Annotated in this window: 26 protein-coding genes and 1 pseudogene; 9 read left to right on the top strand and 18 right to left on the bottom strand. The window is 60.8% G+C overall.

Features of this window, described 5'->3' with window-relative positions:
* The 5 genes and pseudogenes from INT39_RS21180 to INT39_RS21160 all read right to left on the bottom strand — a co-directional run.
* Positions 1–91 (bottom strand): annotated as a pseudogene (locus INT39_RS21180) (electron transfer flavoprotein subunit beta/FixA family protein); the annotation flags it as partial.
* A 171-nt stretch (positions 92–262) separates the two neighbouring features.
* Positions 263–1,396 carry an acyl-CoA dehydrogenase family protein gene (locus tag INT39_RS21175; RefSeq protein WP_193075951.1) on the bottom strand — a complete coding sequence of 378 codons (1,134 nt, stop codon included), beginning with the start codon at positions 1,394–1,396 and terminating at the stop codon, positions 263–265.
* 12 nt (positions 1,397–1,408) lie between these two features.
* Entirely contained in the window at positions 1,409–2,605 is a 1,197-nt protein-coding gene (locus INT39_RS21170; protein ID WP_193075950.1) for an acyl-CoA dehydrogenase family protein, read from the bottom strand.
* A 56-nt stretch (positions 2,606–2,661) separates the two neighbouring features.
* Positions 2,662–4,755 carry a 3-hydroxyacyl-CoA dehydrogenase NAD-binding domain-containing protein gene (locus INT39_RS21165; RefSeq protein WP_193075949.1) on the bottom strand — a complete coding sequence of 698 codons (2,094 nt, stop codon included), beginning with the start codon at positions 4,753–4,755 and terminating at the stop codon, positions 2,662–2,664.
* Between the two features lie 134 nt (positions 4,756–4,889).
* Positions 4,890–5,675: an IclR family transcriptional regulator gene (locus INT39_RS21160; protein ID WP_193075948.1), complete on the bottom strand. Its 786-nt coding sequence runs from the start codon at positions 5,673–5,675 to the stop codon at positions 4,890–4,892.
* Between the two features lie 215 nt (positions 5,676–5,890).
* On the opposite strand from INT39_RS21160, the gene INT39_RS21155 reads away from it, so the two are divergent.
* The gene (locus INT39_RS21155; RefSeq protein WP_193075947.1) at positions 5,891–7,516 is read left to right on the top strand and encodes an AMP-binding protein; all 1,626 of its coding nucleotides are present in this window, start codon (positions 5,891–5,893) and stop codon (positions 7,514–7,516) included.
* Positions 7,513–8,187 carry a crotonase/enoyl-CoA hydratase family protein gene (locus INT39_RS21150; protein WP_193075946.1) on the top strand — a complete coding sequence of 225 codons (675 nt, stop codon included), beginning with the start codon at positions 7,513–7,515 and terminating at the stop codon, positions 8,185–8,187. The genes INT39_RS21155 and INT39_RS21150 overlap by 4 nt, the downstream gene beginning before the upstream one ends.
* A gap of 188 nt (positions 8,188–8,375) precedes the next feature.
* Here the strand turns inward: INT39_RS21150 and INT39_RS21145 are convergent, their stop codons facing one another.
* The 3 genes from INT39_RS21145 to INT39_RS21135 form a co-directional block, all read right to left on the bottom strand.
* On the bottom strand, positions 8,376–9,185 hold the full coding sequence (locus INT39_RS21145) for an acyl-CoA thioesterase (protein WP_193075945.1): 810 nt from the start codon (positions 9,183–9,185) through the stop codon (positions 8,376–8,378).
* A 285-nt stretch (positions 9,186–9,470) separates the two neighbouring features.
* Positions 9,471–10,292, bottom strand: coding sequence for an acyl-CoA thioesterase (locus INT39_RS21140; protein WP_193075944.1), 822 nt, complete (start codon positions 10,290–10,292; stop codon positions 9,471–9,473).
* A gap of 62 nt (positions 10,293–10,354) precedes the next feature.
* On the bottom strand, positions 10,355–10,792 hold the full coding sequence (locus INT39_RS21135) for a hotdog fold domain-containing protein (RefSeq protein ID WP_193075943.1): 438 nt from the start codon (positions 10,790–10,792) through the stop codon (positions 10,355–10,357).
* A gap of 177 nt (positions 10,793–10,969) precedes the next feature.
* Between INT39_RS21135 and INT39_RS21130 the strand changes: the two genes are divergently transcribed.
* Positions 10,970–11,584 (top strand): TetR/AcrR family transcriptional regulator, encoded by a 615-nt coding sequence (locus INT39_RS21130; protein ID WP_193075942.1) that lies wholly within the window; start codon positions 10,970–10,972, stop codon positions 11,582–11,584.
* Between the two features lie 34 nt (positions 11,585–11,618).
* On the opposite strand, the gene INT39_RS21125 is transcribed toward INT39_RS21130, so the two are convergent.
* The 4 genes from INT39_RS21125 to INT39_RS21110 all read right to left on the bottom strand — a co-directional run bounded on the left by INT39_RS21125 (position 11,619) and on the right by INT39_RS21110 (position 15,297).
* Positions 11,619–12,101 (bottom strand): YbhB/YbcL family Raf kinase inhibitor-like protein, encoded by a 483-nt coding sequence (locus tag INT39_RS21125; protein WP_193075941.1) that lies wholly within the window; start codon positions 12,099–12,101, stop codon positions 11,619–11,621.
* Positions 12,102–12,146: 45 nt separating this feature from the next.
* Positions 12,147–12,443, bottom strand: coding sequence for a hypothetical protein (locus INT39_RS21120; RefSeq protein ID WP_193075940.1), 297 nt, complete (start codon positions 12,441–12,443; stop codon positions 12,147–12,149).
* 135 nt (positions 12,444–12,578) lie between these two features.
* Complete coding sequence (locus INT39_RS21115; RefSeq protein ID WP_193075939.1) at positions 12,579–13,778, bottom strand: 3-oxoadipyl-CoA thiolase; 1,200 nt, start codon at positions 13,776–13,778, stop codon at positions 12,579–12,581.
* A 4-nt stretch (positions 13,779–13,782) separates the two neighbouring features.
* Positions 13,783–15,297, bottom strand: coding sequence for a 3-hydroxyacyl-CoA dehydrogenase (locus INT39_RS21110; protein ID WP_193075938.1), 1,515 nt, complete (start codon positions 15,295–15,297; stop codon positions 13,783–13,785).
* Between the two features lie 222 nt (positions 15,298–15,519).
* Here INT39_RS21110 and INT39_RS21105 point away from each other — a divergent pair, with 222 nt between their 5' ends.
* The 4 genes from INT39_RS21105 (at position 15,520) to INT39_RS21090 (ending at position 18,598) form a co-directional block, all read left to right on the top strand.
* Entirely contained in the window at positions 15,520–15,948 is a 429-nt protein-coding gene (locus INT39_RS21105; protein ID WP_090275045.1) for a PaaI family thioesterase, read from the top strand.
* Entirely contained in the window at positions 15,945–17,288 is a 1,344-nt protein-coding gene (locus INT39_RS21100) for a hypothetical protein (RefSeq protein WP_193075937.1), read from the top strand. The genes INT39_RS21105 and INT39_RS21100 overlap by 4 nt, the downstream gene beginning before the upstream one ends.
* A 4-nt stretch (positions 17,289–17,292) precedes the next feature.
* Positions 17,293–18,105 (top strand): bifunctional DNA-formamidopyrimidine glycosylase/DNA-(apurinic or apyrimidinic site) lyase, encoded by an 813-nt coding sequence (gene mutM, locus INT39_RS21095; protein WP_193075936.1) that lies wholly within the window; start codon positions 17,293–17,295, stop codon positions 18,103–18,105.
* A 214-nt stretch (positions 18,106–18,319) separates the two neighbouring features.
* Complete coding sequence (locus INT39_RS21090; RefSeq protein ID WP_413468958.1) at positions 18,320–18,598, top strand: hypothetical protein; 279 nt, start codon at positions 18,320–18,322, stop codon at positions 18,596–18,598.
* Positions 18,599–18,662: 64 nt separating this feature from the next.
* Here INT39_RS21090 and ggt read toward each other — a convergent pair whose 3' ends face one another.
* From ggt to INT39_RS21060, 6 genes are all read right to left on the bottom strand, one after another.
* A complete protein-coding gene (gene ggt / locus INT39_RS21085) occupies positions 18,663–20,354 on the bottom strand; it encodes a gamma-glutamyltransferase (protein ID WP_193075957.1) in 1,692 nt (563 codons plus the stop codon).
* A 2-nt stretch (positions 20,355–20,356) separates the two neighbouring features.
* Positions 20,357–20,608, bottom strand: coding sequence for a YfhL family 4Fe-4S dicluster ferredoxin (locus tag INT39_RS21080; RefSeq protein WP_193075934.1), 252 nt, complete (start codon positions 20,606–20,608; stop codon positions 20,357–20,359).
* Between the two features lie 25 nt (positions 20,609–20,633).
* Entirely contained in the window at positions 20,634–21,113 is a 480-nt protein-coding gene (gene coaD / locus INT39_RS21075; protein ID WP_193075933.1) for a pantetheine-phosphate adenylyltransferase, read from the bottom strand.
* 132 nt (positions 21,114–21,245) lie between these two features.
* On the bottom strand, positions 21,246–21,821 hold the full coding sequence (gene rsmD, locus INT39_RS21070; protein ID WP_193075932.1) for a 16S rRNA (guanine(966)-N(2))-methyltransferase RsmD: 576 nt from the start codon (positions 21,819–21,821) through the stop codon (positions 21,246–21,248).
* Positions 21,818–23,389, bottom strand: a complete 1,572-nt coding sequence (locus tag INT39_RS21065) for a M16 family metallopeptidase (RefSeq protein ID WP_193075931.1) — start codon at positions 23,387–23,389, stop codon at positions 21,818–21,820. Before INT39_RS21065 ends, rsmD begins: the two co-directional genes overlap by 4 nt.
* Positions 23,389–24,753, bottom strand: a complete 1,365-nt coding sequence (locus tag INT39_RS21060; RefSeq protein WP_193075930.1) for a M16 family metallopeptidase — start codon at positions 24,751–24,753, stop codon at positions 23,389–23,391. The genes INT39_RS21065 and INT39_RS21060 overlap by 1 nt, the downstream gene beginning before the upstream one ends.
* A gap of 102 nt (positions 24,754–24,855) precedes the next feature.
* Between INT39_RS21060 and ftsY the strand changes: the two genes are divergently transcribed.
* A complete protein-coding gene (gene ftsY / locus INT39_RS21055; RefSeq protein WP_193075929.1) occupies positions 24,856–26,151 on the top strand; it encodes a signal recognition particle-docking protein FtsY in 1,296 nt (431 codons plus the stop codon).
* A 3-nt stretch (positions 26,152–26,154) separates the two neighbouring features.
* The gene (ftsE, locus tag INT39_RS21050; protein ID WP_193075928.1) at positions 26,155–26,817 is read left to right on the top strand and encodes a cell division ATP-binding protein FtsE; all 663 of its coding nucleotides are present in this window, start codon (positions 26,155–26,157) and stop codon (positions 26,815–26,817) included.

Below are 26,817 nucleotides of genomic sequence, written 5' to 3'. Positions count from 1 at the left end.
CGTTGGCCAGATCGACGCCGGAGTTGTCCGCTTTGACGCGAACCTTGACGTTGTAATCGACCACGCGCTTTACGGCGACGAGGATTTTCATGGACGTTAGTCCTCCGCAAGTCTGTGAGACGCCCGATGGGCGCATGACATTAAAAAGGGGTCTTAGCATACCGGGCACTTTTCGTGTTCGATAGTACCCAGGCCGCCAAATTGAAATGAATTGGCCGGAAAAACAGGATAAACACCTGGTTTTCCGGCCTCAGGGGTAGCCTCAGGCAACAACCAGCTGGTTGGCGTAGGCTTCCAGGTGATGATCATCATCACCGAACTGATGGCTGATCATGACCAGGCGTTTGGCATAATGCGCGCCGTTATACTCCCAGGTCATGGCGATGCCGCCATGCAGTTGGATCGACTGTTCGGCAACAGCGCGGGCGGCGCGGTTGACGATGAACTTGGCGGCGGCGAGCTTGGCGGTACGCTCTTCACTGTCATCGTCATCAGCCAGGCAGGCTGCCAGGATAGCCATGGAGGTGGCGCGTTCCAGCTCGCTGATCATATCGACCATGCGGTGCTGCAGAACCTGGAACTTGCCGATCGGCTGACCGAACTGCTTGCGCGTCTTCAGGTAATCCAGGGTCAGGTCACAGGCGGTGCGCATGGCGCCGACCGCTTCGCCGCACAGTGCAGCGATGGCGCGGCCGCTCTGGTAGCGGATGGCGTCATAGGCATCACCGGCGTCGCCCAGCAGCTCGCCCTGAACGTTGTCCAGGAACAGTTCGCAGCCCTTGCGGCCATCCGCGGTGGCATAGACGCGACGGGTGACGCCTGCGGCGTTCGGGTCGACGATGAACAGGCTGATGCCCTGCTGATCGCGCACATCACCCGCGGTACGTGCCGATACCAGAATCTTGCCGGCAGTATGGCCACCGATGACCACACCTTTGCGGCCACTCACTGTCCAGCTGCTGCCGTTCTGCTTGGCAGTGCTCTGAACGTCGTTCAACACATAGTGACTGTGCAGTTCTTCCAGTGCCACGGCAGCCTGCAGCTCGCCGCTGGCGATGGCGCCCAGCAGTTCTTCCTTCTGCTGGTCATTGCCCAGCTGACCGATCAGGCCGCCAGCCAGAACTACCGATTCCATGTAAGGTTCGAGGCAGATGCCGCGACCGAACTGCTCCATGATCAACATGGTTTCCACACCGGTGCCGCCAAAGCCGCCCAGCTCTTCAGAGAAGGGGATGGCGGTCAGGCCGAGTTCGCCCAGCTGTTGCCAGAAAGCGGTGCTGAAACCGGCTTCGCTGGCGCTGAACTCCAGGCGCTTTTCAAAAGTGTAAACGTCGCGTACCAGGCGGGCCGCGGTGTCCTGCAGCATCTGCTGCTCTTCAGTCAATTTGAAGTCCATGGTCGGCGCTCCTTAGAGTTCGAGAATCATTTTGGAGACGATATTCTTCTGGATCTCATTGGATCCGCCGAAGATCGACAGTTTGCGCATGTTGAAGTACGACGAGGCCAATGCCGCGCTGTAATCTTCCAGCAGCCATTCGCCGGCATAGTCGCCCTCCAGTTCTTCCGGCAGGAAGGGCAGGGCGTAGGGGCCGATGGCCTTGCGCAGCAAGTGCGTGATGGCCTGACGGATTTCTGTGCCCTGCACCTTGAGGATCGAGCTTTCCGCACCGGGAACACCGCCTTCGGAAGCCGCAGCGACAATGCGCAGGGTGCCCATTTCAGCAGCCATCAATTGCATTTCGACTTCGGCGATCTGGCTGCGGAACATCACATCCTCGATCAACGATTTACCGTTCTTCTGCTGCTTGGAGGCAACCTTCTTCAGGTGGCTCAGCGCAGCCTTGGAGGCGCCGATACCCGCCAGGCCGGTACGCTCGTGGGTCAGCAGGTACTTGGCGCAGGTCCAGCCCTTGTTCTCTTCGCCAACCAGGTTTTCCACCGGTACGCGCACGTCGTCGAAGAACACTTCGTTGACTTCGTGATCGCCTTCCAGAGTGATGATCGGCCGCACGGTGATGCCCGGGGTGGCCATATCGATCAGCAGGAAGGAAATGCCACGCTGCTGCTGGGCTTCCGGATCGGTACGCACCAGACAGAAGATCATGTTGGCGTGCTGACCCAGGGTGGTCCAGGTCTTCTGGCCATTGACCACATAGTGATCACCGTCGCGTACTGCACGGGTCTTCAGCGAGGCCAGGTCGGAACCGGCGCCCGGCTCGGAGTAACCCTGACACCACCAGTCTTCACCGGACAGAATGCGCGGCAGATATTGCAGCTTCTGTGCTTCGGTGCCGAACTTGATGATCACCGGAGCGACCATGTTGACGCCGAAGGGAATGGTGCGTGGCGCACCGGCAGCGGAGGATTCTTCATCGAAGATGTGCTTTTCCACGGCGTCCCAAGTAGTGCCGCCGTGCTCTACCGGCCAGCCTGGCGCGTACCAGCCTTTCTTCGACAGAATCTGCTGCCAGCGTTCGTGATCGGCCTTGGCCAGATGCTTGCCGAGTTTGACCTTGGCTGCGATGTCCGCCGGCAGTTCCTGCTTGAGGAATGCACGCACTTCGTCACGGAAGGCGAGTTGTTCAGTTGTGTAATGGATTTCCATGTTGGGTCCTCGTTGTTGTTCGAGCGTGACGGCCGGCGTTGCCGGCCGTACGTTAATCAGAGATCAGCGAACTTGCGGCCTTCTTTGGCCAGTTTTTCCAGCAAGGGAGCCGGCTTCCACCAGGCGCCAAGTTGCTCGTGGAATTCGCAGATGCGGGCATATACGCGATCCAGGCCGACGGCGTCAGCATAGAACATGGGGCCGCCCTGATGCGCCGGAAAGCCGTAGCCGTTGATATAGATGACGTCGATATCGCTGGCGCGCTGGGCGATGCCTTCTTCCAGGATCTTCGCGCCTTCGTTGATCAGCGCATACATGGTGCGTTCGATGATGTATTCATCGGACAGTTCGCGGCGCTCGACACCCTGCTCTTTTGAAGCGGCTTCGAGGATGGCTGGCAATTCCGGGTTCGGCAGCGGAGTACGCGAACCTTTTTCATAGACATAGAAGCCCTTGCCTGTCTTCTGTCCGAGCATGCCGGCTTCGGCCATCTTGTCGAGAATGGTCGGCAGCTTGAATTCGGCAGGCAGGGTCTGACGCTGGCGGGTACGAATAGCCAGGCCGATATCCAGTCCGGACAGATCGCGCATGGCGAAGGCGCCCATGGCCATACCGAACTTGCGCAGCGCGGCATCCACCTGTTCGGGCGTGGCACCCTCTTCCAGCAGGAACTCCGACTCGCGGCCGTACTGGAACACCATGCGGTTGCCGACAAAACCGTCGCACACGCCAACTGGCACAGCGACTTTCTTCAGCTTCTTGCCGATGGACATGGCGGTGGCCAGCACGTCATCGCTGGTCTTCTCGCCACGCACTACTTCCAGCAGGCGCATTACGTTGGCCGGGCTGAAGAAGTGCAGGCCGACAACGTCTTGCGGGCGCTTGGTGAACTGGGCGATCTGGTTCAAGTCCAGTGACGAGGTATTGCTGGCCAGAATGGCGCCGGGCTTGCAGTTGGCATCCAGCGCTTCGAAGACCTTCTGCTTGACGCCCATCTCTTCGAAAACCGCTTCGACGACCACGTCCACATCGGACAGATCAGCATAATCAGTCACGCCGCTGACCAGGGTCATGCGTTTTTCCAGAGCCGCCTCGGTCAGGCTGCCACGCTTGACGCTCATGCCATAGGTGTCGCGGGCACGTTGGATGGCCTTGTCACGGGCATCAGCGCTGATTTCGAGAATCTTCACCGGAATACCGGCATTGGCAAAGCACATGGCGATACCGACACCCATGGTGCCGCCACCGATGACACCGGCGGACTTGATCTCGCGTACCGGGGTATCCTTGGCCAGACCGTCGACCTTGGAGGCCAGGCGCTCGGTGAAGAAAGCGTGTACCAGCGCGGCGCGCTGCGGCGATACCAGGCACTCGGCGAACAGCTCGCGTTCACGCTTGAGGCCTTCAGCCAGCGGCAGGGTGAAGGACGCTTCAACGGCGGATACGCAGCGTTGTGGCGAGAACACGCCGGGCGTCTTCTTTTCGATTTCGGCACGTTTGGCGGCAACTGCGGCGGCATTGTCTACGCCTTCCAGCTTGTCGGTACGCTCACCGGTGCGGCGTGGACCTTTGCCTTCGGCGATGAGTTTTTCAGCGAAGGCCAGACCGGCGGACAGCAGTTCGCCGTCGAACAGCTCATCCACCACACCCAACTCGTTGGCTTCCACGGCGCCGATTGGCGCACCGCTGACGATCATGTCCAGTGCCTTGGCCACACCGACTACACGTGGCAGACGTTGGGTGCCACCAGCGCCCGGCAGCAGACCGAGTTTGACTTCCGGCAGGCCAACCTTGGCGTCTTTGCGAGCGATACGGTAATGGCAGCTCAGGGCCACTTCCAGGCCGCCACCCAGGGCGGTACCGTGGATCACGGCGACGCTCGGCTTGCTGCCGGCCTCGATGCCGCTGATCACATCGGGCAGGCTCGGGGCCTGCGGTGGCTTGCCGAATTCCTTGATGTCGGCGCCGGCAATGAAGGTGTTGCCTTCGCAAACCAGCACGATGGCTTTGACCTGAGCATCGGCCTCGGCAGCGTTGAAGCTGTTCTGCAGACCTTCACGGACCGCCACGCCCAAGGCGTTGACTGGCGGATTGTTGACTCTGATAACGGCAACGGCGCCTTGCCGCTCCAGTGTGACCACGTCCGACATGCTGAACCTCCTGTGAATCAGATCAGTTTCATTGTGCGAAATAATGAAACTACGTTTCGCATGGCAAAATACAAAACTTACTGCGTGTTGTCGATGCCCGTTGGTAAATGGTGTCCCATAACGTCCATTGATGATTACACGCCGAGTCGCTGGATATCCCCGGCGAGAATGGCCAGCTGGTGCGCCAACTGGTTCTTCAGTTTGTCTTCGGACACCAGATAGGTCGGCGCGCCGCAGGTCAGCGCCATCAGCGTGCCGTCCTGCAGATGCAGGGCCACACCGGCCGCATTCACGTTGCGATCCCAGTCGCCCAGCGACAGACAGAAACCGTACTGTTCATAGTCCTTGAAGGCCTGCTCCAGCTGTTTCTCCAGCTCCGGCCAGGTGTCAGGGTTACGCGCGGCCAGCGAGCTCATCACATGCCGGCGCTCCTCTTCCTTCATGGCAGCCAGATAGGCGCGCCCGGCCGCGGTGGTCGCCAGCGGCAGGCGCACGCCAACGTCCATGCGCAGGGAGGTGATTTCGGCGGGGCGGCAATTCTCGACGTAGATCATCGACAGCCGGTCGCGGCAAGTCAGACCTACGGAGGTGTTGGTGTTACGCGCGAATTCATCCAGATAGGGCTTGGCCAGCTGGCGTACCCGCAGATTCGACACGTAGGCATAACCGAGTGCTAACACACCGGAGTCCAGCTGATACTTCTCCAGCTGTGGCGAATAGGCCAGATAACCGAGTTTGGTCAGCGTATAGGTCATGCGCGATACGGTAGGCTTGGGCAGACCGGTGATCCGGGCAATATCCTGATTGCCCATGACCACCGAGCCCTGACTGAAAGCCCGCAAGACATCGAGTCCACGAGACAGCGCCTCGACAAATTTACGGTCCTTGGGTGGGGTTTGTTCTGCCTGATCGTCGTTCATAAAACACTCTTACCTTGAAAGAGGGGGCATCCGTGTGGTGCTGGGTCGGTGCCAAGCTACTATTGTGTGTTCGGCGGAACGATACCAGCAGCGTGCATCCTGCACAGCGGTATTGTTTTGATTTGTACCAATGATTGCACAGCCGTGGAGGATAGAATAGCATCTTTTGGTATTGTATTCCGCTGTGCAAAATAATAGTCCACAAAGAGGTCTCGATGTCCACTACAGAATCCTGCGTTGTTGCCGGCCGACTGGCCGAGCTCGGTCATACCAGCCTTCATGACCTGCTGGAGCAGGCCTGTCATGACTACGGCGATAAACCGGCATTTTCCTGTGGTGCAGATTCGGTGAGTTTCACGGCGTTGAGAGAGCATGCCGATGCCTTTGCCCGCTACCTGCGTCACGAGGCGGGATTGCAGCCGGGCGATCGGCTGGCCATTCAGCTACCCAATTTGCTGCAGTATGTAGTGACCATCTTCGGCGCCCTGAAGGCCGGCCTGGTCATCGTCAACACCAACCCTCAGTACACCGCCCCGGAAACCCGGCATCAGTTTGCTGATTCAGGTGCCAAGGCAGTGGTGGTGCTCGACAAACTGGTGCCGCTGGTACGCAGCGTTCAGGGTGACACCGCCATTGAGCGATTGATTGTCACCAGTCTGGATGACTGGCGCCATCCGCAGGAGCACAGTGACGAGCCGGATGTGACCCGTTTCATGGCTGCTCTGGCCGCTGGCAAGGCGCTGCCGGAAGTCGAGCAGGTACGTGGTCTGGATGACCTGGCGGTGCTGCAATACACCGGCGGTACCACGGGTGTGTCCAAAGGCGCCATGCTGACCCACGCCAACCTGCTGTACAACGTGTTGCAGGCCGTGAGCATCATCAAGCCGGGTGAAGTGGAATATGGCAACGAGGTGCGGGTGTCGCCGCTGCCGCTGTACCATATCTTTGCTTTCACCGCGAATTGCCTGGCCTCGGTGTTCACCGGCTTCAACAGTGTGCTGATTACCAACCCGCGGGATCTGGACAGCATGATTGCCGAAATGCAGCGGCATCAAATCACCCTGCTCACCGGTATCAATTCCCTGTTTGTATCGCTGATGGCTCATCCACAGTTCGACAGCATTGATTTCAGTCGTCTGAAGTGGGTCAACTCCGGCGGTGCACCCTTGAATCTGGCGGTGGCCCAGCGCTGGTTCGAGCGCACCGGTAGTGTTGTTCGTGAAGGCTTCGGCATGACCGAGACCTCTCCAGTGGTGGTCGCCTCCACGGGCAACACACCCTACAAGGAAGGCTATATCGGCCAGGCGGTCATCGACACCCAAATGAAGATTGTCGATGACGTGGGTAACGAAGTACCGACCGGTGAGCCGGGTGAGTTGCTGATCCGCGGCCCGCAGGTGATGCAGGGCTACTGGAATCGCCCTGAGGCGACGGCGGAAACCTTTACCGCAGACGGATGGTTGAAGACCGGTGATGTCGGTGTGATCGACGAAGACGGTTTCCTCAAACTGGTCGACCGCAAGAAGGACATGATCCTGGTATCCGGCTTCAACGTTTACCCCAATGAGGTGGAGGACGCAGTCATGCGGCATCCGGGGATTCGCGAATGTGTAGCGGTGGGCGTGCCGGACGAGCGCAAGGGTGAAGCCATCAAGTTGTTTGTCAGCTTGCACGTCAAGGGTCTGACCGAAGCTGAAATCATTGCTCATTGCCGCGAACAGCTGACCGGTTACAAGGTGCCGAGCTTCATCGAGATCCGTGACGATCTGCCCAAATCCACCGTCGGTAAGCTGCTGCGCCGGGTACTGCGCGATGAGGCGCGGGCAGAGGTGAGCGCATGAGCCTGTCGCTGAGCATCGCTGATGGCGTGGCGGAGATCGCGCTTGACGATGGCAAGGTCAATGCGTTGTCCGAACAGATGCTGGGAAGCCTGTTGGCGGCCATCGCCGAGGCGGCCCAGGCGGATGCAGCACTGGTTATCTATGGTCGGGCCGGCTGTTTCAGTGGCGGCTACGATCGCAAGCTGATCGCCGCGGGTGGGCCGGCTTGCGACGCGATGCGCGCTGCTGGCGACCGCCTGACCCTGGCGCTGCTGGATTATCCCGCGCCGGTTGTCATTGCCAGCACCGGTCATGCCATGGCTAAAGCGGCCTTCATGTTGCTGCTGGCCGACTACCGCATCGGTGCAGCAGGCGCGTTCAGTATCGGTCTGAATGAAGTGGCCATCGGCATGACCATGCCTGATGCCGCCATGCCCCAGGCCCGCCGATTGGCGCCGCAGTGGCTCAACCGCTGCGCACTGCAGGCGCAGATATTGAACCCTGAGCAGGCGCTGCAAGCAGGCTTCTATGATGAGCTGGCTACCGGTGGTGAGTTGCTGGGGCGTGCCAGAGACAAGGCCAGACAGTTGGCTACCCTGGATCGCAAAGCCTATCGGGAAACCCGCCAATTGCTCAATGCGCCGCTACGGGCCGAGGTAGTGGCGGCGTTGATGGGACTACAGTCCGCTTAGTGTCTTTTATCCGTGCCTGCAGGAAAAAGGCTGGGCGGCAGGGCTGTGCCGACACGCCGTGAATCCTTCCATGGAGGCTCGCGGTCGCCATCCTTGGCAACCGACGGTCGGCACAACCCTGCCGCCCAGCCTTTCCACATGCTTCACGCGGCTGATGGTTTTCAAACCTTCAGCCTTTGCGTCAGTTGCTACTCCTTGAAATACACCGACTGGGTGCTGGTCAGCAGCAATACACCGTCCTCTGACCACAGGTGGGCGACCTGGTCTGCGTAGTTGTTGTGCAGTCGCGAGGCCTGAGCCCGGCCCAACAGGAAACCCGTACCGATCTTAGCCAATTCCTCGCTGGTAGCGTGGAAGTAGTGCGTCATGGACACAGTGCCAGAGGGGGTAAAGCTTTCACGGAGCAGGAAGATGCGTGGGGCAAACACGTCACCCAACGCGGTCAGCGATGTGTAATCCAATGGCCGCTCGGGATAGTCGCGTACCCACAGCAAGGACTCGGTATCGCTCGGCTGCTCTGCCGGACGCGGCATCAGCAGAATACCATGCACAAAGCGGAAATCATACTGCTTGAACCAGTTGCGTATGCTGATATCAAGCCGCGGTATGGTCTCGGGTGCAGGCGCCTGCGGGGCCGCTGACTGCTGTTCCGAATGGGTTTCCCGACGAATGGCGAAGAACGCGGTAGCACTGGTGACCACCTCACCATTCTGCTTTTGCAGCAGCAACCAGTGCTGGGTTGAGCGATTGGTGCGCAGCGGGGTAGCTTCCACCTCGAAACCGCCCTCGGCCACCGGCCCGGCGAAGTTGACGGTCAGGGACACCGGGTCGCCCAGCCGCTGCGGATGCTGCAATACCGCATTCAGCAGGGTAGCGGCGGTGGTCCCGCCAAACGGGCCGACCATGTTCTGAAAGGCTTCACTGGTCTTGCCCTGGTATAGGTTGTTGGAGATGGGAGTCAGATTGATGGCCTGATCGAAGGCGTGGCTGCTACTCATTATCGTTTATCCATTGGCAAGCTTGCTGAACCGCTCATCCTAGGCAGGCTGGGATGATGCGGCAAGCTGATATGGCAGTATGAATCCGCCGTCATGCATGACGGCGATGATGCGGCATCAGGTGACCGGCTTGGGTAACAGGGCGATGGTCGCCTGCGCGGCGGCGCACAACTTCTCCTCGCCATTGCTGACGGTATAGACCTCGCAACGACACACCGCCTGGCTGCGGCTCGCTCGCGTACTGCTTCCAGCGTGGCGTATTGTTTATCCTGCATGGTCTGCTCCTCATTCTTTGTAATAAACGATCTGCGTCGTGCTCAGCAATAACTGTCCATCTCTCGACCATAGATGCGCGCTCTGGTCGAAGTAATTGTTACGGGTCTGGTTGGCGACTGCTTCGGCCAGCAGATAGTCATCGCCGATCTGTCTCAGTTGTGCGCTGTCGGTATGAAAATACAGCGTCAGCGACACAGTGCCGATGGGAACGAATTGCTGGCGGCGGGTGAACAGCCGGGGAAAGAAGCTATCGCCGATCGCGGTCAGCGCCGGGAAGTTCAAAGCCCGGCGCGGATCGTCACGGATCCACAGCAGGCTGCGGGAACTGGCTGATTCGTAGGGGCGGGCTGGGTCGTAGCTACCGCTCACAAAGCGAAAATCATAATTGCTGATCCAGCCGCGTCGGCCTTCGGTTGGCAGTTGTTCCAGGCTTTCCGGGGCTGGCGCCGAAGGGGCTTTGAGTTCCTGCTCTGACCAGGTTTCCCGGCGCATCGCACAAAATACCGTCGCAGTGGTAGCAACCATCCCATTCTGGCGCAGTTGCAGTGTCCAATGCTGGGTGGAGCGATTGGTGCGCACCGGCACCGCTTCAATAGTGAATTCACCGGTCTCGATCGGCCCAGCGAAGTTCACTGTCAACGAAACCGGCTCACCGATACTTTCCGGGTGTTGCAGGACGGCATTGAGCAGCGTTGCTGCGGTAATACCGCCGAAGGGCCCGACCATGTTCGCGTAGGGCTCAGAGGTATGGCCGCGGAACTGATTGGGCTCGGTTGGAACCAGACGGATTGCCTGGTCGAAGGCGTGGGAGGATACGTTTACTTCAGTCATGATTAGGCCTTGTCACAGAGTCAGAGCACTGCTCCGGCAGCCGGAGCAGCTTTTGCAGCGGGTTACAGTTTGACGTTCATGGTGATGCGGGCAGTGAATACCTGCTGTTCCTGTTCATCGAACACTGCCACTGTGACGATCTTGTCGCCAGCGGTATCCCAATCCACATCGCTGCCATCGGCAACGGCACGCACTGAGGTTTTCGCCTTGGCTAGATATTCCACGGTCATGCCTTTGGGAATCCAGCGGGCACCGGCGGGGATGGAGGCATCGGTCATCAGGCCGGCGGTCAACTCAGCGGCATTACACAAGGCAATGGCGTGCACCGTACCCAGATGATTGGTGATTTCGCGGCGAAACGGCACGGTGGCTTCGGCATAGCCGGGGCGAAGGGCGACAACCAGGGGGTTGATGGTGCTGAAATAAGGCGCCATCTGGCAGGTCATGGCGCTGAATTTTTCCGAGCCGAAACTGTTGAAGGCGTTCAATGTATTACTCATGGGGCTGCTCCTGAAGAACGGAATGCAGAATTATATTCCGTTACAGAACATTATTCTGTTATTCTTTCTGGGTCAACCATACCGGTTCCTCGCGCGGTGTTTTACCATCACAGGCTTCTGGCGCAGGGACATGATGGTGCCGCGCCGTCAACAGAAAACCGGAGCACGTCCGCACCCATGATCAACGCCAGCATTCTCGAACGCCGATTCCCCGGTAGACGGGCCCAACTCAAGCGCGACATCCTGGTGCAGGCGTTGCAGTGTTTTAATGCCCATGGGGTGGAGGCGACCACCATTGATATGATCAAGGCGCAATGCGATACCAGTGTCGGCGCCATCTACCATCATTTTCGCAACAAGGATGGTCTGGTGGCGGCGTTATTTCTTGCCGCGCTGGAAGATCAGCAGCAATTGATGCAGGACTATCTTGAACAGGCAGATAGCTTGCGCGACGGCATTGCCGCGCTGGTGTACAGCTATGTGGATTGGGTGGAGGCGCAGCCGGACTGGGCGCGCTTTCAGTACCAGGCTTATTCGTCGGTGAGCAAGGGCCCCCACGGGGAGGAATTGGCTCGCCGCAATAGCGAGCGCGGCAGACAGGTGGCGCAGTGGCTGGCAGAGCGCGAGCAGGGCACTCAATTGCAGGATTGGCCTACTGAGTTGAGAGCTTCACTGATCATCGGTCAGTCGGAGAGCTACTGCCGGCAATGGCTATCAGGCCGAGCGAAGACTCCACCCAAAGCCTACCGGGAAATACTGGCAGAGGCAGCCTGGCGCTCGGTGAGCAGCTGAGCGGGCATCCGGTGGATACCCGCTGCAGCGGCATTCAACCGCGCTGGTAGGTACCCACCAGGCGGTTCATGGCCAGGGTGTTCGGCTCGATTTTAGCCAATAGCTCCCACAAGCTCAGACCTTCCGGCAGATTCGGTTCGGCATCCAGTGCCAGCACCCAGAAATAGTACTTGTGCTGACCATGGCCTTCCGGAGGCATGGGGCCACCGTAGCCGGCCTTGCCGAAGTTGGTCAGGCCGTCGGTGTGCTGCTTGCAGCCTTCGGGGAGCGAGGTGATATTGCCGGGAATGTTGTAGTGCACCCAGTGCACGAAACCGTAAGTACCATTGGCCGACACCAGCGGGGCATCCGGGTCATGGCAGATCACCGCAAAGCTTTTGGTGTCTGCAGGGGCATTGGCCCAGCTCAGCGCCGGTGAAACATCTTCACCTTCGCCAGTATGTTTGGTGGGGATGGCGCCATCAGCCGCAAAGGCGCTGCTGGTCAGTTGCAGATCAAGATTCAAGGCAAAACCCATGATGTTCTCCTTTCATTGCTATTGGGATGATCGGTGCGCGGCAGATCAGCGAATCAGACTGCTCAGTAACCACAGCCCGAGCAGCAGCCAGATCACACCGCCGATAAAGCGCTTTTTGAGAAATGAGCTGACACCAAGATAGATGAGAAACAGCCCGAGCACGACAAAGGCGATGCTGAGGATGCTGCTATCAATGCCCAGTGCGCGGGAAAAACCGTTGACGAAGGCGGTGCTGGCACCGCTGAGCATATCGAACACCCAGGCAAGGCCATCAACAATCAGCCTGACCAGTGTGCCAAAGGCCTGGCCCAGCCATTCAAAGGGATTGGTATTCACATACATCAGGGTGCTTCCGGTTCGATGGGATCAATACCATAGCAGAGGTTGGGGGCAGGTCAGAAGTTCCGGGTGACTGTGTTCAATTGTAGCGGGAGGGTGATCCCCCTCCCCCGCGAGGGGGGAGGGGGAAAGGAGCTGTCAAACGCGCTCAATCACCGCTGCCACACCCTGACCCAGCCCGATACACAGGCTGACCAGCGCATAACGCTTGCCGGTGCGCTCCAGCTGACGCAGCGCAGTCAACGTCAGACGTGCGCCGGAGGCGCCCAGTGGGTGGCCGACGGCGATGGCGCCGCCGTTGGGGTTCAGGCGTGGATCGTCGAAGGCGATGCCCAGTTGCTTGGCGCAGCCCAGTACCTGGGAGGCGAAGGCTTCGTTAATCTCGATCACGTCCATGTCGTCCAGCGTCAGGCCTGCGCGGGCCAGCGCTTTCCTGCAGGCTTCGACCGGGCCCAGGCCCATGACCCGCGGTGCCACACCGGAAACAGCGCCGGCAAGGATGCGACCACGGGCTTTGACGCCATACTTCTGGCCGATGGCTTCGCTGCCGATGATCAGTGCGGCGGCACCGTCGTTGACGCCGGAGGCGTTACCCGCAGTGACCACGCCGCCTTCGGACAGCGGACGCAAACCGGACAGTGCGGCCATGTCGCTGGATGGACGCGGATGTTCGTCTTGATCGACCACCTTGTTCGGCTTCTTGCGGCCCTGGGGTACTTCGATAGGCAGGATTTCTTCAGCGAAGAAGCCGTCAGCGCGGGCCTTTTCGTACATTGCCTGGCTGCGGGCAGCGTAGGTATCAGCTTCTGCACGGGTGATGCCCTGGTCGGCAGCGACGTTATCCGCCGTTTGCGGCATGGTGTCGTCGCCGTACTCGGACTCTACCTTGGGGTTGGGGAAGCGCGCACCTATGGTGCTGTCGAAGGCGCGGAACTCGCGAGCATAGGGGCTCTCGCTCTTGGCGATGACGAAGGGCGCGCGGCTCATGCTTTCCACGCCACCGGCAACGAAGAGTTCGCCTTCTCCGGCTTTCACCGCGCGGGCAGCATCCAGGATCGCGGCCAGACCGGAACCGCACAGGCGGTTGACGGTAACGCCGGCGACTTCCTGTGGCAGTCCGGACAGCAGCCCAGCGTGACGGGCAACGTTGCGCGCATCTTCGCCAGCCTGGTTGGTGTTGCCCATGATCACGTCTTCGTAGTCGTCACCGGCGAAAGGATTACGGGTGACAACGGCACGGATCACGTCCGCCAGCAGATCATCGGGGCGTACCGGGGCCAGCGCGCCGGCGTGGCGGCCAAAGGGGGAACGCAGGCCATCATAGATATAAGCAGTCATCGGTTTACTCCTGGGAATCGGGGGTGGTCAGCGGCAGGTCCAGCTGCACGCGCCGGCGCAGCCAGGGGCTGGGACGGTAGCGTGGCTCACCGTACACCGCCTGCATATTGGTCAGCACGGTCAGAATGGTCTGCTTAGCGTAATGCTCGCCGAAGGCCAGCGGGCCTTTCGGGTAGCCCAGCGCCAGCTGAATGGCGCGGTCCAGCGTCTCCGGCGTGGCAATGCCTTTCTGGGCGATTTCACAGCCGAGATTGACCACGCTGGCAATCAGCCGCTGGATGACGAAACCGGGGGAATCATTGATCAGTTCAACCGGTACGCCGTCGGCGGCCAGCGCCTGACGTGCCTGGGCGACCACATTGGCATCGGCAGCGGGCTGGCGCATCAAGGTGCGACGCTTGTCCCAGTTGGCGAAGCTGTCCAGCGCCAGGGTGCGGGCGGCGGGTAGATTCTGGCGGGTCAGGGCTGCGGTGCAGTCTTCGCCCAGCGGCGTGATCAGGCAGATGGCGTCGGCGGACGGTTGTTCGCTGCTCTCCAGCGTAGCACCAGCAGTCTGCAACACGGCAGTGACCTGGCTGCGCAGGCTCTGGTCATCGCTCTGCAGCCAGAACGGGCGGTTGATCAACACGGTCTCCGGCGCCTGTTCGGGTTGCTCGATCTTCTGACCTTCTTCGTAACGGTAGAAGCCCTGGCCGGTCTTGCGCCCCAGCAGGCCGGCGGCAACGCGCTGGCCGGCGATGAAGGATGGGGTGTAGCGCGGGTCGTGATAGAACTGCTCGTACACCGACTCCATCACCGCGTGGGATACGTCCAGCCCGGTCAGATCGAACAGCTCGAAGGGCCCCATGCGGAAACCCGGGCCATCATGCAGGATACGGTCGATCTGCTGGGCCGTAGCCACCCCTTCGCTGAGCATACGCAGGGCTTCGGTGCCGAAGGCACGGCCGGCATGGTTGACCAGAAAGCCGGGGGTGTCGGGCGTGATCGCCGGGAAGTGACCGGCCTTTTCCGCCAGTTCGACCAGGCCTTTGATGTAGCGCTCGTCGGTGCGCGATCCACGCACCACCTCGACGATCTTCATCAGCGTCACGGGGTTGAAGAAGTGGAAGCCAGCAACCCGTTCGGGGCGATTGCAGCCAGCGGCAATACGGGTGACCGATAGCGAGGAGGTGTTGGTGGCCAACAGGCAGTCTTCGCTGACGATGGCTTCCAGGTCGGTGAACAGCTTCTGCTTCACTTCGAGGATCTCGACAATGGCCTCGATGATCAGATCGCAATCCTTGAGCTGCTCCAGTTCGGCTGCCGGCTGCATGCGTGCATTGACCGCTTCGAACTCCGCCTCGCTCAGTTTGCCCTTGGCGACCTGGCGTTGCAGCAGGTTGCGGTTGAACGCCAGAGCATCCTCGATGGCTTCGGCACGGGTGTCGAACAGCAGCACCTGTTGGCCGCTGCTGGCGAACAGTTGGGCGATACCTCGGCCCATGGCGCCGGCGCCGATAACACCAATCCGGTTGAACATACTCAGGCTCCTCGGTTACTCTGTTCCGCTATGCGGAACCATATTTCGTTTAAAGTGGAGCGAGATTAAATCCTGTGACGCATGAGTGCAAGCCGGGCGGCTTATGACGCTCTATAAGCTGCTCAGCAGAACCGTTACGCGTGCTGTGGTCCGTGGCATACTGCCGACCCGCTGTAATGCAGACAAGACCAGGCAGTGAATCGCATTGGGAGACGATCATCCATGAGTGAAGACCAGAATCTGGCCGTACAACGCACCGTGACCGGTTTTTTTCAGGAGTTGGGTGCTGAGCTGTTGGAATACGGGCCGGACCGAGCGGTGATCGGGCTGACCCTGGAAGCAAAACATCTGAACAATGCCAGCAATCTGCATGGCGGGGTGACTGCCAGTCTGATGGATATTGCCATGGGACTGTGCGGCACCTACGCGGCAGATCCCCAGGATCGCCGCGTCGCCATCACCCTGTCCATGAACGTCAATTTCAGCGCCGTAGCTGGCGCGGGTAGCCGGGTCCGTGCGGTAGCGACTTGCCGCAAGGGAGGATACAAGATCTTTATGGCCAGCTGTGATCTGCTTGATGAGAATGACACGCTGCTCGGTTTTGCCGATGGTGTTTTCAAACAGGGTGCGCTGCGCAGAGATTTGCCGTGACGGCATGGTTGTTGCCGCTGGGTGTCGGCCTCGAGCTGGTCGCCTTGGCCGGACAATGGCCGCAACTGAGCTGGTTCGCCGCGGCGGCACTGGCGGGTTATTTTGTCCTGCATTTTCGGCGGCTGCTGCCCTATCCACGCATTCTCGGTCTGCTCACTGTCGGCCTGCTGTTGGCGGTGCCGCTGCTCGGGGAGGGCGATCCTGCGTTGTGGGGACGGCTGGCGGCGTCGGGTGCCTATTACGCCAGCTTTCTCGGTGCACTGGGTTTGATGCAACTGCTGGCCAAGCGACTGCCGCACCTGCGCGAGATGCACAAAGCGCTATTGGCTGGGCCGGCGATCTGGCTGTATCCACGCTACGTGCTGACCTCCGGCAGCATCGGCTCGATTCTCAATTTCGGCATGATGAGTCTGCTGTGTGGCACCCTCGACCAGCACCTGCGCCAATATGCCCTGAACGACGAACAACGCCGTGAAGGCATGCGCGCCGTCATGGTCACCACCTTGCGTGGCTTTGCGCTGGTGCCGCTGGTGGCGCCCACCAGTGTGACCATCGCCATGGTCACCCGTGAAATGCCCCAGCTGTCCTGGGCGACCATGGTCCCCTACGGCCTGGCGGCCGCGCTGTTGTTGATGCTGGTGGGCTGGCGCCGGGAGACTGGTGGTTTGCTGAGGCTGCGCGAGAACATCGGTGACAGCAGTCGCGCCGCAGGCATGGGCGCGCTGTTGGTCGGCAGCCTGCTCGGACTGACGGCCATTGGCGTGCTGGCCTGGTTGACGGTGCTGACGCCATCCCAGGCGGCGATGATCCTGATTCCGGTCGGGATCGCCAGCTATCTGCTGTGGTGCGAACGCTCGCCGCGGCGGGTGCTGAACGAAATCAGCGACAACCTGATCACCATGCACAACGAGATGTTCATCTTCGGCTGCGCCGCGCTGATGGGCGGCGCGCTGGGTGCCGTTGCGCCGCTGGAGGAACTGGCAATCTGGCTGGCGCAGGAGCCGAAATACAATATGTTGCTGGCGGTGGGCAGCCTGTTCGGCATCATCCTGCTGGCCATGGCGGGGGTGGCGCCTATTGTCTCGCTGTCATTATTGGTCGGCCTGCTGGCGGAACTGGCGCGATTGGGCGTGCCGATCATGACGCCGGCGCTGGGGCTGATGTGCGGCTTCTCGATCGCCATGATCTTCTCACCTTTCGGTCCGTCCACGCTGATTCTGGCGCGCTACAGTGGCGAAAAGCCCAATAGGGTGGCATTCGTCTGGAATGGTCGCTTCGTCATCAGTGCGCTACCGCTGCTGTTGCTGCTATTGTTCATCGTCCATTGGCTGCATTCCTGAGATCATGCCTGAATTACCTGAAGTTGAAACCACCCGCCGCGGTATTGCTCCGCACCTGGAAGGCCATCGAGTGACGCGGCTGATCGTCCGCGACGCGCGTCTGCGCTGGCCGATTCCCGAGGATCTGGCGATCCAGATCGAGAACCAGACCTTCACCGCCATCCGCCGGCGGGCCAAATACCTGTTGATGGATATCGGTGGTGGCACCCTGATCAGTCATCTGGGTATGTCCGGCAACCTGCGGTTGGTGCCGGTCGATACGCCAGTGCTCAAGCACGAGCATGTGGATATCGAACTGGACTCCGGCCTGACCCTGCGTTACACCGACCCGCGCCGTTTCGGTGCCATGCTCTGGCAGCGTGCCGGAGAGCAGCACCCGCTTCTGGCCCGACTCGGCCCTGAACCGCTGTCGGCGGAATTCGATGGTGAACGACTGTATCAGCTGTCGCGCAAACGCAGTATCGCGGTCAAACCCTTCATCATGGATAACGCGGTCGTGGTCGGCGTGGGCAATATCTACGCAACCGAGGCCCTGTTTGCAGCAGGCATCGATCCGCGCCGTGAGGCAGGACGGATCAGCCGTGCGCGTTATCAGGAGCTGGCCGAAGAGATAAAGAAGGTGTTGGGGCGAGCCATCGACAGCGGCGGCACCACCCTGCGGGATTTTATCGGCGGTGACGGCAAACCCGGCTATTTCCAGCAAGAACTCTTCGTGTATGGCCGCGCCGGGCAGCTGTGCAAACTGTGTGGGACGACTCTCTCGGAATGCCGTCTGGGCCAGCGCAGCAGTGTGTTCTGCCGCAAATGTCAGCATTGATTCCTGCTGCTTTTCTGCACTGGTTGGCAATTTTCAGTTGCCGCGTTCCGAAATGATCTGAATATGCCTACAATGAGGCTTGATGTAGATTCCCGGGAAGGGGGCCGCATCATGATTTCAACGCCTATCGGGCTCACAACCAGGGATTACTAATATGCGCCTGTTACGTCACACCACCGCTCTGCTCGCCGGTCTGCTACTCGCAGGCAATGTCATGGCCACCGAGGCCAACTATGGTTATCAGGAAAATGTCGAGAACCCCGGCATCTTCGCCATGGTCGGTGATCTGATCATTGCCCGGCCGATCGGAGCCGCGATAACGGCAGTGGGAGCGGCTGCCTTCATTGTCAGTCTGCCCTTCACCGCACTGGCAGGCAATACTGCCGAAGCGGGCCAGGAGCTGGTGGTTCGCCCGGGTCGTGAGACCTTCATGCGCTGCCTGGGTTGCACCAAGACCGGCTACGGTCACAAGCAGCAGCACGACAACCTCTGACAGAGCTTGGTTGGTGTAGCTGAGCCGACAGCGGGTTGTGCCCCATGCCGGCTCGGTCAGACCGTCAGTCTGTTTTGATCGCTCGTTTGACGGTGGCCAGCCCTTCGCCTCTGGGGTCGCTGGCGGCGCTGATTTCACCTTGCTGCTTATTCCAGTGCAACGCTTGCATATCGCCATAATCCCGGCCTACCGGCTTGATGCTGTGGCCCATGGCTTCCAGTGCGCGCTGTTGTTCGGCGGTGAAGACGTGATCTTCGACCTGAATGTGGTCGGGTAGATACTGATGATGAAAGCGCGGGCGGCTGACCCAGTCCCGCACCGGCTTGCTCTCCATGGCCTGCAGCGCGCCAAGCAATACCATGCTGATGATGCGGCTGCCGCCGGGTGTGCCGAGTATCGCCAGTTGCTCGGTATTCTCCAGCATGGTCGGCGTCATGCTCGACAGCGGACGCTTGCCTGGGGTGATGGCGTTGGCTTCGCTGCCAGCCAGTCCATAGCTGTTCTTGCCGGACGGGTCGGCGGCAAAATCGTCCATTTCGTTGTTCAGCAGTACGCCAGTGCCGGGCACGGTGAAAGCGGCGCCGAAGGGCAGGTTGACGCTGAGTGTGGCGGCCACGGCATTGCCATGACGGTCGATCAGCGAGAAGTGCGTGGTGTTGGTGCCTTCCTGGAAGCCGTGTGGCTCGCCCAGCTCGCTGCTTGGCGTGGCGCGCTCAGGGTCGATGTTGGCCGCCAGTTGGCGAGCATGCTCGGCGGAGACCAGTTTCTCGGTTGGTACTTCAACGAAATCGCTGTCCCCCAGCAAAATGGCCCTGTCACGGTAGGTGCGGCGCATCAGTTCGACCAGCTGGTGTGTCCATTGCACCGAGCCTGGGGTCGCCCGAGGCAGGCTTTCCAGTCCTTGCAGGATACCCGCCAGAGCAATGCCCCCGGCCGAGGGTGGCGGAGCGCTGATGACCTCGATGCCATGGCTGCTGAAGCGGATCGGTTCGCGCTCGATCACTCGGTAGCTTTCCAGGTCCGCGCTCTGCCAGATTCCACCTGCGGCTTCGACGCCGGCAATCAGGCGTGCGGCGACCGGCCCGCGATAGAAACCGTCATGCCCCTTTGCTGCGAGGGCGCGCAGGGTCTCGGCCAGATCGGGCTGGCGGACCAGCCTGCCACGTGCAGGTGCTTGGTTGTTATGCAGGAAGATACGCGCGGTTTCGGCGTCCTGCTGCATGGCCTCCAGTCTGAAGCCGACCAGCATGCGGTAACTTTCACCCACGGCAAAGCCCTGCTCGGCGGCAGCAATGGCGGGTGCCAGACTCTGACTCAGGGGCAGTTCGCCATAGTGCTCAGCCAGATGCACCAGGGCTGCCGGCAGCCCTGGAATACCGGCAGCCAGCGGCCCGTTGATCACCCGTTGGGGCTCGTTGGAGCGGTCCAGGTACATGTCGCGATGAGCGGCCAGAGGGGCGGTTTCCCGGGCATCAATAAACCGATAATGGGGGGCGCTATCGGTTGGCTGGCGCAACAGAAAGAAACCACCGCCACCCATCCCGGAGCCGTAGGGCTCAACGACGGCCAGAGTGGCAGCGACGGCAATGGCCGCATCAAATGCATTGCCGCCCTGATCGAGGATCAGATGACCGGCTTCGGTAGCGGTCGGGTGCGCGCTGGCGACGGCCTGCTGACCGGGTACCGCTGCTGCCTGTGCCGTGCTGGCAACCGTCAGACTCAGCAGCAGCGACAGGGTCAGCAGGTGACGGAACATATTCATTCGGGGCTGGTGAGGGTCAGGTATTTTTCCATCAATTCCTCTTGGCTTTCGACCCGGTTGGGGTCAAGAGGTATGCAGTCGACCGGACACACCTGCTGGCACTGGGGTTCGTCGAAATGGCCGACGCATTCAGTGCACAGGCTGGGGTCGATGATGTAGATTTCCTCGCCCTGGGAAATGGCCCCGTTAGGGCATTCCGGTTCGCAGACGTCGCAGTTGATGCAGTCGTCGGTAATGATCAGGGCCATTCAATTAACTCCGGGGAACTGTCGTTCAGCCGTTGAAGCGCTTGAGCAGGGCTTCGTGTACTGCCGGATGAACAAACTTGGTGACATCGCCACCCAGTGAGGCAATTTCGCGGACGAGGGTGGACGAGATGTAAGAATACTTCTCCGAAGGCGTGAGGAACAGGCTTTCCACTTCGGGGGCCAGTTGGCGATTCATGTTGGCTAGCTGGAATTCGTATTCGAAATCCGATACTGCACGCAGGCCGCGCAGCAGCACATTGGCGCCGACTTCATCGGCGAAGTGCGCGAGCAAGGTGGAGAAACCCACGACTTCGACGTTGGGGTAATCTTTGAGGACCTCACGGGCCAGCTCTACGCGCTGCTCGAGCGTGAAGGCCGGATTCTTTTTCGGGCTGGCAGCGACAGCCACCACTACACGATCGAACAGCTTGGCTGCACGGCCGACCAGATCCATATGACCCTTGGTGATGGGGTCGAAGGTGCCGGGATAGAGAACAGTATTCATATTGGCTTTATCTCTGCCTGTTGTGCCGGAGCGCAGATGGTAGCGTAATGACCCTGTCGCGGCCAAACGGAAAACACATATCAGGCCGGTCGTCCGTGCAGGATGGCCCTGTGGGCCAGTGCCGTCTGCGGACTATCCCTCGCGACGCTGCCACAAGCTGTACCAGACCTTTCCGGCCTTCTTCTCGCGGTGCAGATGCCAGCTCGCTGGAAAGGGCAAGCGGTCCGGCGGGGTTTCGCTCTCGGTGTAGATGAGCGCATCGGGGGTCAGCCAGCCGTTGTCTTCCAGCGCGGTGCAGGCAGGAACCAGCAGGTCCTGATGAAACGGCGGGTCGAGAAATACCAGATCGAAAGGCGCCCCTGGCGTGCCGGCGAGCAGGCTCATGGCATCCTGCAGGCGAATCTCGCCGCGATCGCACTGCAATGTCTGCAGGTGGCCGCGCAGCGTGGTAACCACATCCCGGCTTGTGTCGCAGGCCAGCGCGTGGGCTGCGCCGCGCGACAGTGCTTCCAGTGTCAGGGCACCGCTGCCGGCGAACGGGTCGAGGCAGCGTGCGCCTTCGATGTACATGCTCAACCAGTTGAACAGGGTTTCCCGTACCCGGTCGGGCGTGGGTCGCAGGCCGGGTTGCTCGGTGAAGCTGAAACGTCGGCTGCGCCATTCTCCGGCGATGACGCGCAACTGGCTCGGGCGGTTCTGTTGCTTCATGCGTCTGGCTCCGTTATGGGCGATACAGGGAATTCGGACTCGTCAGTCTCTGGTGGTGCGGTCTCCTGCAGAACCATGGCCGGACCGACGGTGATTACCAGGCGTTGCTCCGGGTGGAAATGACGGGCAAATGCCGCGCGAATGTCATCTACCGTGAGCGCCTGTACCTGGTCGAGGAACAGCTGCAGGTGATTGAGCGGCAGCTCGTAGAAACCGATCATGCCGAGTTGGGCGACGATAGAGGCATTGCTGGCGGTACTCAATGGAAACTCGCCGTTGATCTGCCGCTTGGTACGGGTCAGCTCGGCCTCGGTCGGACCTTCATTGATGAAGGCGTCGAGGCTCTGGTGAATGACTTCCAGCGCCAGATCAACCTGGTCGGCGCGCGTCTGCATGCTGACCATCACCGGGCCGGTGGCCTGCATCGGGATCAGCCGGCTGCTTACCGAATACGACAGGCCGCGGCTTTCGCGGATCTCCTGCATCAGCCGCGAACCGAAGCCCGAACCACCGAGAATCTGGTTGCCGACATAGAGCGCGGCGTAGTCCGGATCGTGACGACTGATGCCATGTTGGCCCACCAGTACATGGGTCTGCTGACCATTGAAGTCGATATGCCGGTGGCTGGAGGCAATCGGTTGCGGATCGTTGATGACCGGCGCCGCTGGTCCCTGTGGCAGGGCATCGGCCAGACGTTGGGCAAGGCGTTCGGCGCTGTCACGGCTGATATCACCGACCAGGGCGATCACCGCGTTACCGGCGGCGTAATACTGGCTATGGAAGTCGCGCAGTATCTCCGGTGTCAGCTGTTGCAAACTGTCGGGCTGGCCTTCAGGCAGACTGCCGTAGGGATGCTGTGGATACAGATCGGCCCAGAAAGCTTCACTGGCCAGCGCCGCGGGGCGCTGCAGTCTGAATTGCAGACTGGCCAGTAGCTGATTGCGCAGGCGCTCGAAGGCGTCCTCGGGGAAGCTGGGGCGGGCAATGACATTGGCGAACAGGGCCAGCGCCGGGTCGAGCTTGTCGGTGGCAGTCAGCGTGCGCAAGCCGGTCAGCGCCATGTCACGGTGCGAACTGTTGGAGAACTGCGCGCCCAGGCGTTCGAAACCGGCGGCAATGGCCCCGGCGTCCTTGCCTTCGATACCTTCATTGAGCATGGCATTGGTCATGGTGGCCAAGCCCGGCAATTCACCATCGCGGCTGGCCCCGGCGGCGAACAACAGCTGCACATCGAGCATGGGCAGTTCTTCGGCCTGCATGAAGTACACCCGCGTGCCCTGCTCGGTGGTCCAGTGTTGCAGATCCAGAGCGCGACGGGCCGGTGGCTGGTCGAGATCGACCTGCTGCAACGAGTCCAGCTCGGGCAGCAGCTCGGCCACCACCGCATCGGGTTCCGCTTCGATCTGCGCGGCGCTGACGGGTTGCTCGGCCTGCCTGGTATCCATGGAGGTGATCGGTGCTTGCGGGGCGGAATCACGCAGCAGGAACAGGACCATCACGATGACCGCCAGTACCACCAGCATTAGCAGAGTCCGCGAGCCGGGCCGGTTGGATTTAACAGCAGTCATCAGTGCTTCTCCTCGGTGATAGCGGGCAGAACATGGGCGCGGGTCAGGCGCTCGGGAACCAGATAACGCTGTGCCACCTCACTGACCTGCTCAGGCGTGATGGCTTCCAGCGCGGCCACATCTTCGTCGAGCAGGGTCCAGGGCAGTCCGATGCTTTCCAGCATGCCTATCTGGTTGGCCTGGTGGCTGATGCTGTCCTGGGCATACACCAGCTCGGCGGTCATCTGCGCCTGCACCCGGTTCAGTTCTTCCGCACTGGGCGGGTTCTGCTTGAGCTCGTCGATCTGCTCCCAGAGCGCCTGTTCCAGTTGCTCCAGGCTGACATCGCGAGACTGATTGGGAATGCCGGTCAGCAGGAACAGGGTATCTCCCCGGGTGAAACCGTCGTAGCTGGCGGAGGCCGAGGTGGCGGTGGACTGCGCGCGCTCCAGGTTGCTGGCCAGGCGGGCGCTGTAGCCGCCGTCGAGCACGCCTTCGAGCAGGCGCAGGGCATGGACTTCCCAGGCTTCAGCAGCAGTGCTCAGACTGGGTACGTTGAAGCCAAGCAACAGGCTGGGCATCTGCACCGGCAGGTGCAGGGTCAGGCTGCGCTCGCTGCCACCGGGCAGCTCCAGCGGGGCCTTGGGTGGCGTAGTAGGGGCATTGGATAGCGGGCCGAAATAGCGCTCGGCGAGATGGCGGACTTCATCCACCTGAATATCACCGACCACCACCAGAATGGCGTTGCCAGGCTGGTAATGCAGGCGGTACCACTCGCGCAGATCGTCGACGGTGAGGCGGTCCAGGTCATGCATCCAGCCGATCACTGGCTGGGCGTAGGGGCTGGCCATGTAAGCCTGGGTCAGAAAGCGTTCATAGGCCAGGCTGTTGTGATTGTCCTCGACGCGCAGGCGGCGTTCTTCCTTGATGACTTCCATCTCGCGCAGGAACTCGTCCTCCGGCAGGGTCAGACCATGCATGCGCTCGGCTTCCAGTTCCAGAGCAATGGCCAGTTGGTCGCGGCTGAGAATCTGATAGTAGGCAGTGTAATCACGACTGGTGAAGGCGTTTTCCTGCGCGCCCAGGCTGCTCAGCAGGCGCGATGCCTGCCCCGGCTCCAATCGCTCGCTGCCCTTGAACATCATGTGTTCCAGCGCATGCGACATTCCTGTACGCCCGGGCGGCTCGTAACTGCTGCCCACGCGATACCAGAGCTGTGAGACCACCACAGGTGCACGATGATCCTCACGCACTATGACCTTGAGGCCATTATCCAGCGTGAATTCATGGGTGGGCTGTCGAGTCTCGCTGGCCTGAATGCTGCCGGCCAGACCGAAGATCAGCAGAAAGAGGCTGAGCAGGAGTGAACGTTGCGCGATGTACATGTGATGTCCTGTGATTACCGCGAGTGCCGGAAGTGGGGTAGGATAACCCAACCTTCAACGCGCAAGCCAAATGCCTGCGCCAGACTCAGATAGTGATCGTCAATGTTTGGTTCCAAAGACAAGCCAGAACACCCCGAACAGGACCCCGAGCGCAACGACAACGGCAAGACCGGCAAGAAAGGCCTGTTTGGCTGGATGCGTCGCAAGGCCGACGAGCCGGCTGCGCCCGCGGCAGACACGCAACCGGAACAAGCGCCGGTCCAATCGACGCCCGAAACCACCGCGTCCGTTGATGCCGCCCCTGCCACCGCCGAGTCGACAACGCCTGAACCGCGGGTGGTTGAACCCGTGGCCGCACCGGCTGCGCCTGTGGAAAATCATGATCAGGCTGCCCGACAGGCAGCCGCCGAGCTGTTTTCCGGTCTCGCCGAGCAGCCTGCCGTCGCCGCAGAGCCCGCACCGCAACCGCAGGAGCCCAAGGGTTTCTTTGCGCGCATGCGTGCCGGCCTGTCGAAGACCAGCGCCAACCTCGGCGAGGGCATGGCCAATATGTTCCTCGGCGAAAAGGAAATCGATGACGACCTGCTGGAGGAGATGGAAACCCGTCTGCTGATGGCGGACGTGGGCATCGAGGCCACCACCCTGATCATGGAGTCGCTGCAGCAGCGGGTGCGCCGCCGCGAACTGTCCAATCGCAACGCGCTGTATAAGGCGCTGCAGAACGAACTGGAAAGCCTGCTGGCGCATGTTGCCAAGCCGATGGTGATCGAGGCCGAGAAGCGGCCTTATGTGATTCTGGTGGTCGGCGTCAATGGGGTCGGCAAGACGACCACCATCGGCAAGCTGGCCAAGCGTCTGCAGGGCGAGGGCAAGCAGGTGATGCTGGCCGCCGGCGACACCTTCCGCGCCGCGGCCGTCGAGCAGCTGCAGGTATGGGGTGAGCGCAACAGCATTCCGGTGATTGCCCAGCACACCGGCGCCGACTCGGCTTCGGTGGTGTTTGATGCCTTGCAGGCCGCCAAATCCCGCGGAGCGGATGTGCTGATCGCCGATACCGCCGGACGTCTGCACAACAAGGACAATCTCATGGACGAGCTGAAAAAGGTCAAGCGTGTGTTGGCCAAGCTCGACCCTGAAGCGCCCCATGAAGTGCTGCTGGTATTGGATGCCGGCACCGGCCAGAACGCCATCAGTCAGACCAAACTGTTCGATCAGGCTGTCGGGCTGACCGGCCTGGCGCTGACCAAGCTCGACGGCACGGCCAAGGGCGGGGTGATCTTTGCGCTGGCCAAGCAGTTCGGACTGCCGATCCGCTTTATCGGGGTCGGTGAGCAGATCGACGATCTGCGGCCCTTCACCGCGCCGGAGTTCGTCAAGGCGCTGTTTGGACGCGAATAACCGATGATCCGTTTCGATCAGGTCAGCAAGCGTTACCCCAATGGCCACCAGGGTCTGGATAACCTGAGCTTTCATATCCGCACCGGCGAAATGGTCTTCATCACCGGCCACTCTGGCGCGGGCAAGAGCACGCTGCTCAAGCTGATCATGTGCATGGAGCGGCCAAGCTCGGGGCAGGTACATGTCGGCGGTCAGAATCTGCGCGATCTGGGCAGCCATGATATTCCCTACCTGCGGCGCCAGGTCGGCGTGGTATTCCAGAACCACCAGCTGCTGTTTGATCGTACGGTATTCGACAACGTGGCGCTGCCGCTGATCATCAAGGGCACGCCGCGCGACGAAGTCGGTCGACGGGTGCGTGCGGCGCTGGACAAGGTGGGGCTGCTCAAGCGCGAGAACATGTATCCGATTGCCCTCTCAGGCGGTGAACAGCAGCGTGTTGGTATCGCCCGAGCGGTGGTACACAAGCCGGCATTGCTGCTGGCCGATGAACCCACGGGCAACCTGGACCCGGCGCTGTCCGCCGAGATCATGGCCTTGTTCGAGGATTTCAACCGGGTCGGCGTGACGGTGATCATTGCCAGTCACGACCTGCCGCTGATTGCCCGGCTCGATCACCGCATGCTGACCCTCAACGAAGGTCGGCTGCTGGCCGATGGGGAATAA

It is taken from the genome of Pseudomonas sp. FME51 (genome assembly GCF_014897305.1).
This window is presented reverse-complemented; position numbering and strand designations above follow the sequence as displayed.

Excerpts from the sequence above, each read along its gene's own strand:
- INT39_RS21175 (WP_193075951.1), bottom strand. The coding sequence starts at position 1,396 with ATGGACTTCAAATTGACTGAAGAGCAGCAGATGCTGCAGGACACCGCG.
- INT39_RS21170 (WP_193075950.1), bottom strand. The coding sequence starts at position 2,605 with ATGGAAATCCATTACACAACTGAACAACTCGCCTTCCGTGACGAAGTG.
- INT39_RS21165 (WP_193075949.1), bottom strand. The coding sequence starts at position 4,755 with ATGTCGGACGTGGTCACACTGGAGCGGCAAGGCGCCGTTGCCGTTATC.
- INT39_RS21160 (WP_193075948.1), bottom strand. The coding sequence starts at position 5,675 with ATGAACGACGATCAGGCAGAACAAACCCCACCCAAGGACCGTAAATTT.
- INT39_RS21155 (WP_193075947.1), top strand. The coding sequence starts at position 5,891 with ATGTCCACTACAGAATCCTGCGTTGTTGCCGGCCGACTGGCCGAGCTC.
- INT39_RS21150 (WP_193075946.1), top strand. The coding sequence starts at position 7,513 with ATGAGCCTGTCGCTGAGCATCGCTGATGGCGTGGCGGAGATCGCGCTT.
- INT39_RS21145 (WP_193075945.1), bottom strand. The coding sequence starts at position 9,185 with ATGAGTAGCAGCCACGCCTTCGATCAGGCCATCAATCTGACTCCCATC.
- INT39_RS21140 (WP_193075944.1), bottom strand. The coding sequence starts at position 10,292 with ATGACTGAAGTAAACGTATCCTCCCACGCCTTCGACCAGGCAATCCGT.
- INT39_RS21135 (WP_193075943.1), bottom strand. The coding sequence starts at position 10,792 with ATGAGTAATACATTGAACGCCTTCAACAGTTTCGGCTCGGAAAAATTC.
- INT39_RS21130 (WP_193075942.1), top strand. The coding sequence starts at position 10,970 with ATGATCAACGCCAGCATTCTCGAACGCCGATTCCCCGGTAGACGGGCC.
- INT39_RS21125 (WP_193075941.1), bottom strand. The coding sequence starts at position 12,101 with ATGGGTTTTGCCTTGAATCTTGATCTGCAACTGACCAGCAGCGCCTTT.
- INT39_RS21120 (WP_193075940.1), bottom strand. The coding sequence starts at position 12,443 with ATGTATGTGAATACCAATCCCTTTGAATGGCTGGGCCAGGCCTTTGGC.
- INT39_RS21115 (WP_193075939.1), bottom strand. The coding sequence starts at position 13,778 with ATGACTGCTTATATCTATGATGGCCTGCGTTCCCCCTTTGGCCGCCAC.
- INT39_RS21110 (WP_193075938.1), bottom strand. The coding sequence starts at position 15,297 with ATGTTCAACCGGATTGGTGTTATCGGCGCCGGCGCCATGGGCCGAGGT.
- INT39_RS21105 (WP_090275045.1), top strand. The coding sequence starts at position 15,520 with ATGAGTGAAGACCAGAATCTGGCCGTACAACGCACCGTGACCGGTTTT.
- mutM (WP_193075936.1), top strand. The coding sequence starts at position 17,293 with ATGCCTGAATTACCTGAAGTTGAAACCACCCGCCGCGGTATTGCTCCG.
- INT39_RS21090 (WP_413468958.1), top strand. The coding sequence starts at position 18,320 with ATGGCCACCGAGGCCAACTATGGTTATCAGGAAAATGTCGAGAACCCC.
- ggt (WP_193075957.1), bottom strand. The coding sequence starts at position 20,354 with ATGTTCCGTCACCTGCTGACCCTGTCGCTGCTGCTGAGTCTGACGGTT.
- INT39_RS21080 (WP_193075934.1), bottom strand. The coding sequence starts at position 20,608 with ATGGCCCTGATCATTACCGACGACTGCATCAACTGCGACGTCTGCGAA.
- coaD (WP_193075933.1), bottom strand. The coding sequence starts at position 21,113 with ATGAATACTGTTCTCTATCCCGGCACCTTCGACCCCATCACCAAGGGT.
- rsmD (WP_193075932.1), bottom strand. The coding sequence starts at position 21,821 with ATGAAGCAACAGAACCGCCCGAGCCAGTTGCGCGTCATCGCCGGAGAA.
- INT39_RS21065 (WP_193075931.1), bottom strand. The coding sequence starts at position 23,389 with ATGACTGCTGTTAAATCCAACCGGCCCGGCTCGCGGACTCTGCTAATG.
- INT39_RS21060 (WP_193075930.1), bottom strand. The coding sequence starts at position 24,753 with ATGTACATCGCGCAACGTTCACTCCTGCTCAGCCTCTTTCTGCTGATC.
- ftsY (WP_193075929.1), top strand. The coding sequence starts at position 24,856 with ATGTTTGGTTCCAAAGACAAGCCAGAACACCCCGAACAGGACCCCGAG.
- ftsE (WP_193075928.1), top strand. The coding sequence starts at position 26,155 with ATGATCCGTTTCGATCAGGTCAGCAAGCGTTACCCCAATGGCCACCAG.